The 9,431-nt window shown below is 63.9% G+C and carries 12 protein-coding genes; 6 read left to right on the plus strand and 6 right to left on the minus strand.

The features are described from left to right. Positions 1–26: 26 nt before the first annotated feature. Entirely contained in the window at positions 27–767 is a 741-nt protein-coding gene (locus AC07YR_RS00105; protein ID WP_494733012.1) for an aquaporin, read from the minus strand. A gap of 52 nt (positions 768–819) precedes the next feature. Between AC07YR_RS00105 and AC07YR_RS00110 the strand changes: the two genes are divergently transcribed. The 3 genes from AC07YR_RS00110 to AC07YR_RS00120 all read left to right on the plus strand — a co-directional run bounded on the left by AC07YR_RS00110 (position 820) and on the right by AC07YR_RS00120 (position 3,579). Next, positions 820–1,494 (plus strand): arsenate reductase/protein-tyrosine-phosphatase family protein, encoded by a 675-nt coding sequence (locus AC07YR_RS00110; RefSeq protein WP_436057519.1) that lies wholly within the window; start codon positions 820–822, stop codon positions 1,492–1,494. Between the two features lie 53 nt (positions 1,495–1,547). Then, on the plus strand, positions 1,548–1,961 hold the full coding sequence (locus AC07YR_RS00115) for an arsenate reductase ArsC (RefSeq protein ID WP_494732715.1): 414 nt from the start codon (positions 1,548–1,550) through the stop codon (positions 1,959–1,961). A gap of 124 nt (positions 1,962–2,085) precedes the next feature. Then, complete coding sequence (locus AC07YR_RS00120) at positions 2,086–3,579, plus strand: CYTH and CHAD domain-containing protein (protein ID WP_494732716.1); 1,494 nt, start codon at positions 2,086–2,088, stop codon at positions 3,577–3,579. Here the strand turns inward: AC07YR_RS00120 and AC07YR_RS00125 are convergent. Next, positions 3,573–4,013, minus strand: coding sequence for a three-helix bundle dimerization domain-containing protein (locus AC07YR_RS00125; RefSeq protein ID WP_494732717.1), 441 nt, complete (start codon positions 4,011–4,013; stop codon positions 3,573–3,575). The two genes, AC07YR_RS00120 and AC07YR_RS00125, sit on opposite strands and share 7 nt — an antisense overlap. Between AC07YR_RS00125 and AC07YR_RS00130 the strand changes: the two genes are divergently transcribed. Next, positions 3,918–4,313: a VOC family protein gene (locus tag AC07YR_RS00130; RefSeq protein ID WP_436057523.1), complete on the plus strand. Its 396-nt coding sequence runs from the start codon at positions 3,918–3,920 to the stop codon at positions 4,311–4,313. The genes AC07YR_RS00125 and AC07YR_RS00130 overlap by 96 nt on opposite strands. 123 nt (positions 4,314–4,436) lie before the next feature. On the opposite strand, the gene AC07YR_RS00135 is transcribed toward AC07YR_RS00130, so the two are convergent. Both AC07YR_RS00135 and arfB read right to left on the minus strand, forming a co-directional pair. Continuing rightward, the gene (locus AC07YR_RS00135; RefSeq protein WP_494732718.1) at positions 4,437–4,778 is read right to left on the minus strand and encodes a histone-like nucleoid-structuring protein Lsr2; all 342 of its coding nucleotides are present in this window, start codon (positions 4,776–4,778) and stop codon (positions 4,437–4,439) included. Between the two features lie 132 nt (positions 4,779–4,910). Continuing rightward, the gene (arfB, locus tag AC07YR_RS00140; RefSeq protein ID WP_436059314.1) at positions 4,911–5,333 is read right to left on the minus strand and encodes an alternative ribosome rescue aminoacyl-tRNA hydrolase ArfB; all 423 of its coding nucleotides are present in this window, start codon (positions 5,331–5,333) and stop codon (positions 4,911–4,913) included. A gap of 40 nt (positions 5,334–5,373) precedes the next feature. Between arfB and AC07YR_RS00145 the strand changes: the two genes are divergently transcribed. Beyond that, positions 5,374–5,658, plus strand: coding sequence for a hypothetical protein (locus tag AC07YR_RS00145; RefSeq protein ID WP_494732719.1), 285 nt, complete (start codon positions 5,374–5,376; stop codon positions 5,656–5,658). A gap of 65 nt (positions 5,659–5,723) precedes the next feature. Here the strand turns inward: AC07YR_RS00145 and AC07YR_RS00150 are convergent, their stop codons facing one another. Together AC07YR_RS00150 and AC07YR_RS00155 are read right to left on the minus strand one after the other, a co-directional pair. Then, entirely contained in the window at positions 5,724–7,703 is a 1,980-nt protein-coding gene (locus tag AC07YR_RS00150) for an APC family permease (RefSeq protein WP_494732720.1), read from the minus strand. Positions 7,704–8,028: 325 nt separating this feature from the next. Beyond that, a complete protein-coding gene (locus tag AC07YR_RS00155; protein ID WP_494732721.1) occupies positions 8,029–8,619 on the minus strand; it encodes a helix-turn-helix domain-containing protein in 591 nt (196 codons plus the stop codon). A 97-nt stretch (positions 8,620–8,716) separates the two neighbouring features. Here AC07YR_RS00155 and AC07YR_RS00160 point away from each other — a divergent pair, with 97 nt between their 5' ends. Beyond that, complete coding sequence (locus AC07YR_RS00160) at positions 8,717–9,358, plus strand: class I SAM-dependent methyltransferase (RefSeq protein ID WP_494732722.1); 642 nt, start codon at positions 8,717–8,719, stop codon at positions 9,356–9,358. Positions 9,359–9,431 lie beyond the last annotated feature (73 nt).

Genomic DNA, 9,431 nt, shown 5'->3' on the forward strand with positions numbered 1-9,431 from the left:
GTTTGCCTGCCTGCGGTGCCGGACTGCTACGAGCCGGCCGTCCTGGATGCGTGCGGCAGGACGACGTCGTCCGCGGCGTTGGCCGCCGAGGGGAAAAGGGCGGTGAGGAGGCCAAGGCCAATTGCCCCGCCGATAAGCTGCGCAACAATGAAGCCGGGAACGGACGCCGGTGCGATGCCGGCGAAGGTGTCACTGAAGATGCGCCCGACTGTCACGGCCGGGTTCGCGAACGACGTCGAGGACGTGAACCAGTACGCGGCGCCGATGTAAGCGCCCACCGCCGGCGCGGCCAGGGCGCCCCTTTTGGTCGCCGCCAGTGCGAAGATCAGCAGGATCAGCCCGGCGGTCGCCACGACCTCACCCATCAGGTGTCCGGGGGTTGCCCGCTCCTTGGCGGAGATGGACGTGCCCACCTCGAACATTGCGTTCGCGACCATACTGCCGCTGACCGCACCCACCGTCTGCGCCACGACGTAGGTACCGAGCTCCGGCAGGCTTAGTCCGGTGCCGCTGCGTCGGGCCAGGGTCCAGTCGGCAAGGGACACCGCCGGATTGAAATGCGCACCGCTCACGGGCCCGAGCATCAGGATCAGGACGGTCAGGCCCAACACGGTGGCGGTGCTGTTCTGGAGTAGCTGTAGCCCAACGTCGCCGGGGGAAAGTTGCTGTGCGGCGATTCCGGAGCCGACGACGATCGTCACGAGCAGGCTGGTGCCGATCAGTTCGGCCACGGCGCGGCGCCAGAGCGGCGGCTGGTTGGTTGTCATGGTCATACCAAACAGCTTGACCGAAAGAATTAACTCAGTCAAAATTGAATCAATGAATATTGAGGGGAAAAGCCCGTTTATGGCGAGGGTGGCCAAGTACGCTGCCTTGGCCGATCCCGCCCGGCTGCGCATCGTTGATCTGCTGACGTTGGGGGACTTTTCCCCGATGGAACTGCAGGCCGAACTGGGGATGCCCTCGAATCTGCTGTCCCACCATTTGCGAACCCTGGAAACAGCCGGGCTGACCATCCGCCACCGCTCAGAAGCTGACCGGCGCCGCAGCTATGTCCGGCTTGCGGCCGGCGCCCTGGAAGGTCTGGTGCCAGCGACGGAACACGGAGCCCGCCGCGTCCTGTTCGTCTGCACGCGCAACAGCGCCCGGTCCCAGCTGGCCGCCGCGCTCTGGCAGCGGGTCAGCGAAGTCCCCTCAACGTCGGCCGGAACGCACCCCGCAGAACGTATCGCGGAAGGCGCCATCGACGTTGCCCGCCGTCATGGCATGGACCTCGAAGACCGAACCCCGCGCAGGTTGGACCTGGTGGCTGGGGAGGGGGACTTCGTCGTAACGGTCTGCGACAACGCCCATGAGGAGCTGACGGGCCTTCGCGGCGTCCACTGGTCAGTGCGGGACCCGCTGCGCCTGGGTACCGCTGAGGCTTTTGAGGATGCCTTCGCGGACATCGCCCACCGCGTCAACGACCTGGCACCCCGAGTGCGCGCCGCCTGACTACTACGAATCATGAATCCATGGCTGTACCAACTATCTTCAGGAGAAACCCCGTGAGCACCGAAACCGCCAAGAAACCATCCGTCCTCTTTGTCTGCGTCCATAACGCCGGCCGCTCCCAGATGGCCGCGGCGTTCCTGACCACCTTGGCCAAGGGCGGGATCGAGGTCCGCTCCGCAGGGTCGCAGCCGGCTGACAAGGTCAACCCGGCCGCCGTTGAAGCCATGGCCGAACTCGGCATCGACATGTCCGCCGAAATCCCGAAGGTCCTCACCACCGAGTCCGTGAAGGAATCCGACGTAGTGATCACCATGGGCTGCGGCGACGAATGCCCGTACTTCCCCGGCAAGCGCTACGAAGACTGGGTCTTGGAAGATCCGGCGGGCCAGGGCGTGGACGCGGTCCGCCCCATCCGCGATGAAATCAAGACCCGCATCGAGGGCCTGATCGCCTCACTCCTCACATAGGGGGTCTCCTCACGGAAAGATGGGATCGCTTCCCCGGCTTCGGTTCATAAGGGGCCTTTAGGCACCACGCCAGGGGACAGATACCGGCCTACCATGAAGCATGCCCGGGACGGAGAATTTGGAAGTGGAACGAAAGTTCGACGTCGGAGGGTCCGTTGCGCTGCCGGGATTGACGGCGATTGCCGGAGTGGACCACGTGGGAACGCGATCGGATCAGACTCTCGATGCAGTGTATTTTGACACCGCGACGTTAGCGCTTGCGGCCCGCCGCATTACGTTGCGCCGGCGCACGGGCGGCATGGATGCCGGATGGCATCTGAAACTGCCGGTGGCCGCGGGCGAACGGCGCGAAATCAAGGAACCGTTGAACAAGGACCTGGACTCAGTGCCCTTACGGCTGAAGCAACTGGTGCTGGCCCATACCCGAAACCAGGAATTGGTTGCGGTGGCACACCTGACAACCCGACGTACAGCTATTCCCCTGGTCGCAGCCGACGGAACGGTCCTGGCCGAATTTAGCGACGATCGGGTGGAATCCCGGATCCTCCTCGAACCGGTTGACAAGGCCGCCTGGCGGGAATGGGAGATCGAACTGATCGACGGGCACCGGAAACTTCTGGATGCCGCAGGTATGGTCTTCGCCCGGGCCGGCCACCTGCCGGCGGAGCTGCCCTCGAAGCTGGCACGGGCGCTTGGTGCCCGATATCCAGCTGGCACCAACCCGGCGCCCGAGCCTCGGCGCAAGGGCGACGCCTCGGCGGTGCTGCTTTGGTACATGCATGCACAGGTCGAGGCCCTGAAGGCGCATGACCCAGGGGTGCGGGAGGGAGCGCCGGACGCTATACACCAGCTCCGCGTGGCAGCGCGCCGGATGCGGTCCGTACTCGCAAGCTTCCGCAAGCTGACGGATAAAGGAACCACACAGTTCCTCCGTGGAGAACTCAAATGGTTGGCCGGGGCGGTGGGAGCGGCACGGGATCTGGAGGTCATGCGGACCCATTTGAACGACCTGATCAGCGCCGAACCGCCGGATCTGATCATTGGCCCGGTGAAACAACACATCGAGGACCAGCTCGGGGCAGCTTATGAGGCTGCCCTCGCCGAAGGCCTGGCCGCCATGACGGGCGACCGGTACTTTCGGCTTCTTGATGCACTGGACGACTTTCTTGCTTCCCCTCTACTGGGCGGACCTGCCGACAAAAGGGCCCCGGGGACGATAGCCCGGCTGGTCAATGCAGAACGGAAGCGCCTGCGGCGTGCTGTGAAAGGCCTGGACGAGATGCCGGATGAAGCGTCTCTCGACGCAGCGCTACATGAGGTCCGGAAGAGCGCAAAACGCGTCCGCTACGCGGCAGAAGCAGCCCTGCCGATTTTCGGAAAGCGGGGAGCCAACCTTGCCCGCACCGCTGAAGAAATCCAAACAATTTTGGGCGACCAGCAGGACAGCGTCGTCATCCGGGAGAAGTTACGGTCACTTGCCACGGAGTCCCGGGAGGGCGGCGAGGGAAACGAATTTACCTATGGCCGTCTCCACGCGTTGGAACAACAACGGGGCGCCGACGCCCGGACCCGGTTCTTCCGGGCATGGCGCCAATCCCCGCCCAGGTCACTTCACTGAAGCGGAGCCGACCCAGACGGCTCCGGGGCGAATTCGCGTTGAAGCCGGGCCCTGGCTTCATGCTCTATGAGGGTAGGGATGAAGCTCCTGATTCGCCCGTCAGCCAGTGACTCGTACTCTTCGCCGACGATTCGCGCGATGTGGGTCCGCTCCGCCTCCGGAAAGCGCGCTGACAGACGGTCGACGACCGAACGGACAATGGTTTCCTTTTCCGCTTCGCTCATTACGCCAGTGTCGCCCCGGGGCCGAACGGGCGTCAACCACCGAGGATAGGTGACGACCGACGGTCGCGCGTGCCGAGCGTAGCTGCCTTCCGGTGCGGCGGTATTCTTGGGCGCATGGAGATGCGCCTTGAAGTTGTTCAGGTCCCGGTAGCTGATGTCGACAGGTCGAAAGCGTTCTATACGGAGCAGCTTGGTTTTGTCCTCGACCACGACGTTGAGTACATACCGGGAATGAGGGTGGTCCAGCTGACTCCGCCGGGTTCGGCCGTTTCCATCGTGATAGGTACGGGGATGACCAGTATGACGCCTGGCAGCCTCGAAGGGCTGCAGCTCGTCACGCCGGAGTTGGGTGCCTTGCGCGCGGAACTCCTGGGCCGCGGTGCCGATATCAGTGAAATTCAAGACATGGGCGGCATCCAGTTTGCCTACTTCGGCGACCCGGATGGCAACCGCTGGGTCATTCAGGGCGCAACACCCCAGGACGTCAGGGATGCCCACCTGGATAGGTGACTAAACAGAATCAGGACCGAAAGCCGATTAGTAGCCCCCGGCCCTGATTGCGCCTATTCATTGTGCTGAGCCTCAGTCCGGCTATGACGCCATCCGGTGTGAAGGGCCATGGCCTGGGTTCTTTTAGAGCGCTGCTGCGTAGCGCTCCAGCACGTCAGCTTGAATTCGGCCCCGGGCATTCACGGGGATACCATTCTGAATCGCCCACGCGCGGACAGCCTTGGCGTCCTTGGTGCCGCTGCTGGGTCGTCGCGCCGGCCTGGCGCGTCCGGTGGTCTTTCTCGCAACGGCGGTGTACTTATTCATTGCCTCACGCAGTTCGGCGGCGTGGACATTATTGAGATCAATCTCATATTCAGCAGCATCGATAGAAAAAATGATTGTTTCATTCGCTTCGGAACCGTCGAGATCGTCTTCAAGCGTGGTTATTACTCGTTTTGCCATGCCGGTCAGGTTATCACTCATCGCAGATAGTAAATCCGGTATCGATATTGCTTAATTCACGAAATGCCTCGATTAGCTGAAGTATTTCAAAGCTGAATAGGCTGCTATGTACATGCTCCTGCTCCCGATGGCGAACGTCTTCGGAGCGGGGCGCTACTCGAGCGACGGCCGCCTTCGTTGCTGTTTTGTCGCCGCACGCTGTTCCTTTGCGGCAAGGCGCCGACGATTGGAGCCGCGGGTGGGTTTGGTCGCCCGGCGGGGAGCGGCTTCGGGGGCAAGGGCACCTGCCAGGAGGCCGGAAAGTTTCGCCAGGGCGATCTCCCGGTTGCGCAACTGAGAGCGCTGCTCGGCGGCGGTCACTGTGATCACCCCGGCGATAAGCCGCCGTGCGAGTCTCGTGATCAGCATGAGCCGTTGGTCGTCCGAAAGCGCCGCCGAGTTTTTGACGTTCCACGAGAGCTCGACTCGGCTGTCCGAGGTATTGACGTGTTGACCTCCCGGGCCGGACGAGCGGGAGAACCGCCAGCGGAGTTCAGACGCGGGAATTGTGAGCGCGGGCGACACCTCCAGATCCATGCAACCAGCGTTGCACAATCCGGGCCTAATCGAGGCCTCGATGTCCGGCTTCGTGTTCCAGTCCGACGTCGAAATCGCCTTCGTCACCCGCACTGTTGCAGGAGACAGACTGGTCTTTCTGGTTATAGGCTTGGATCAGAATTCAGATGCAACCGGGAGGGAGATGCTGATGACGGTCGACCGTTTTGATGATCAGTCGGCTTTGCGGGAGCCGCGGGAGGGGGACCGCACCTGGGTTAGCCACCGACCCACAGCAGACGGCCCGGTGAGTGGCCATTGGCTGGTATACAGCGCGGAAACGGGCACCTGGCACTCCGACGCTTGAAGAAGGCGGGACGTTGCGGACCTGGCGATCCGGAACGCCGCCGCCATCGCCTTCGGGTTGTCCGGCTACCCCACGTGGATGCGTGGGCGGCGAGCAGGATCCGGTTCGTGCTTCCGCAGGATTTCCCGCACCACCGGCGGGGTGTCGCCGCGGCCCAGCAGCAGGTAGCGCATCAGGTGGGCGAGCGGGTTGCCTTCGGACCATTCGAAGTACGCGTGGGGTATGACGCCGGCAGTGTCCCGGAGAGCCAGGAGGACCGCGGCGATGGCGTTGGGAGCGGCGGGGCTCTCTACCCGCAGGATGCGGTGGCCGTCGACTTCGACGCCGTGCACGTCCAGGGTCCCGCCGAAGTTGGAGGGGTCGATGATGTCGATTTCGAGGAAAATGACGTCAGCGGTCCCGGGGACTGCGTTCTGGCCCCGTTGCTCGTATTCCTTCTCGGAGTATTCCCGGTTGTCGCCGGTCTGGCGGCGGTTGGCGATCAGGTTCAGGGCGCCGTCGTAGTCCAGCGAGTCTGCGATATAGCGGCGGGTATTCTCGTCAAACCTGATCAGGTCCGCGCGCAGCTCCGTGGTCCGGGCGACACGGGAAACCAGCGAGATGGCGATGATGCCCAGAATGAAAAAGGCGGAGATGGTCAGGCCGTCGGGCTTTTCGATGACGTTCGCGGCCAGCGCGTAGAGCAGTATCAGGGAGAGCAGCGTAAAGCCGGCCCCGGCCCGTCGGTTGCCCCGACTGAAGGCGGAGATCGTGACAGCGATGGATCCCGAGACCATCATCGCTAGGATGCCGGTGGCGTACGCGCCGGCCTGGGCGTTGACGTCGGCGTTGAAGCCGATGGTGATGAGGATGCTGACCGCCGTGTAGACCAGGACCACGGGGCGGACCGCGCGTCCCCATTCGGGGGCCATGCCGTAAGCGGGGAGGTAGCGCGGGACGATGTTGATCAGGCCGGCCATGGCCGAGGCGCCGGCGAACCACAGAATCAGGATGCTGCTGATGTCGTAGACCGTACCGAAGCCGTTCCCCAGTTGTTGGTGTGCCAAGTAGGCCAGGGCGCGTCCGCTGGCCTCACCTCCGGGTTCGAATTCCTTGGCCGGGATCAGGACTGTGGTGACGAAGCTACTGCCGAGGAGGTAGACGCTCATGATGGCAGCAGCCGTAGTGAGCAGTTTGCGGGTGTTCCGCACCCTGGAGGTGAGGCGTTCCTCGGCCGTCCTGCCTTCGGCGGCCACCAGCGGCATCATGCTTACGCCGGTTTCGAACCCGGACAGGCCGAGGACCAGCAGTGGAAAGGCGATGACGGCGGGGCCGATAATGTCCCCGAAACCGCCGCGTGCCGACAGGTCTCCGGTCCAGGCGGCCAAGGCGGCGGGATCGCTGATGACCGTCGCCACGCCGGTGATGATGACCACGGCATTGAGGAGCAGGAATAGTGCCACGAGCGGAATGGCCACCACGACGGCTTCGCTGAACCCGAGCAGGAACACACCGCCCAGTATCAGCAAAAGAACCACGGTGATAAGGACGGCCTGTCCATCGAGGAATTCCGGGAGATACGGGTTTTCGAGCATGTGCACGGTGGCATCAGCCGACGAAAGCGTAATGGTGATGATCCAGGACGTTGCCACGAATCCCAGGAGGATCAGGACAAAAATTTTTCCCCGCCAGAACGGCAGGAGGCTTTCAAGCATGGCAACCGATCCTTGTCCGTGGGGGCTTTCCCTGGCCACACGGCGGTACATCGGCAGCATTCCCAGGAGCGTGAGGGCAACGATCAGCAGGGTGGCCAACGGCGACAGCGCACCGGCTGCGAGAGCGGCGATGGCCGGAAGGTAGGACAGCGTGGAGAAGTAGTCAACACCGGTCAGGCACATGACCTTCCACCAGGCCTGGGGAGCGGCGTGGTCTTCGGGACTTTCCGGGCCGATCACCGGCTGGACCTGGTGCTTGAGCAGCCACCGCCCCAGAGCGTTTCCCGTATCGGTCGGTTGCCCCGGCCTGCGGACTTCCGCGGGAATGATCTGGTGGCCTGTACCGCTCATCTGCGTCTCCTAAGGTTCGGCCGGCGCAGCACACTGAACTGCACCCACACTTCGGCGATTCAACCTATGCCGAGACGAGAGGGAAAGGGCGCTTTTGTGCGATTCCTTTACGCTTTCTTAACGCCGACGGTTCTTAACGCCGGCTGCGGTCCCGCGACAGTCAGGCTGCCGGCAGCCTACGGCTCCTACACTTCTTCGATCCAGCGTGCCAGCGTCGTCCTGATCCATGCTGCTTTTCAGCCATCCGGTTCACCAAGGAAGGCGCGGATCTATTTCGTGTGGAACAGGGCAACGACTTCCTGAACCCCTGATCCAGCGGATTGTGTCACCGTCCCGGATGGGGTGCCGCGCGGACGTGCGCGCGTTGGCCTTGCTTCCCGATGAGGCTGAGGAATTCGACGGGACCGGTGCCGGTGGCGCCGAACCAGTGCGGCGTGCGCGTGTCGAACTCTGCGGCCTCGCCAGGTTTGAGGATGAGGTCGTGTTCACCGAGAACAAGACGCAAGGTCCCGTCGAGCACATAAACCCAGTCGTATCCGTCGTGGGTGCGTAGCTGCGGCTCCTGTTCATCCTTGCCTTCCGGGAGGATAAATTTGTAGGCCTGAATGCCGCCCGGCCGGCGAGTCAGAGGCAGGATCGTCGCCCCGTCTGCGCTGGCTACGGGCCGCAAATTGACGCGGGGGTCCCCGGTCGGTGGCGCGTCCACGAGCTCGTCCAGCGTGACCCCGTGGACTCGGGCCAACGGCAACAGCTGCTCGAGGGTAGGTCGCCTCAGGCCTGCTTCGAGCCGCGAGAGCGTGCTGGCGGAGATCCCTGTTTGTTCCGCCAGGTCCACGAGCGTCACGTCCCGGCGGAGTCGGAGACGCTTGAGCCGTGGCCCGAGAGCGTTGAGGGTGTGGTCTGGATCGTGGGTCATCCCTCGATTTTGCCATTTGGCAATGCAGCTTGCACATTCGCCGACGCGCTGGGCACGATCGACACTGAAGCTTGTATCAGATCGGAAGGGATTCGACGTGGACCAGACTGCACACACGTTCGGCAAGGGCTATTGGGAACGGCACTGGGAACAGGCCCACGATGGTGCGCCGGCAGGTTTGGGCGCCGGCGGCCCGAACCCGTATCTCGCACAAGAGGCGGGCGGACTGGCCCCCGGTACGGCGCTGGATGCCGGATGCGGGACCGGGGCGGAAGCACTATGGCTGGCATCTCACGGCTGGGAGGTCACAGGAGCCGACATTTCCGCCGCTGCCCTTGCTCAGGCGGCCGCGAGCACAGCAAAGCAGTCCGTGGGCAACGGTGTGACCTGGGTCGAGGCCGACCTGACCACCTGGAAGCCGGAAAGCCGTTTCGACTTGGTGACCACTCATTACGCCCACCCCGCGATGCCGCAGTTGGCGTTCTACCAGCGCATCGCGGACTGGGTCGCCCCGGGAGGCACGCTCTTGATCGTCGGGCACCGGCACGACCACGCCGCAACTGGACACGGAAGCCGCCCGCCCGCCGAGGCCACTGTCACTCTCGAGGACATCACCGGGGGCCTCGACCCTGCCATGTGGAGCATCGACAGTGCCCGGGTGGAGACGCGGACAGCCAACGGAGGCGGGGACCACGGCGCGCCCCTGCACGACGTCGTGGTTCGGGCCACCCGGCTGTAAACCTGCGTCCGAGCTGTCCAGGGAATGGGGCCGTGGGGGGGGGGGGGGGGGGGGGGGGGGGGGGGGGGGCGGG

This window comes from Arthrobacter sp. GW460-12-1-14-TSB2, from assembly GCF_059423525.1.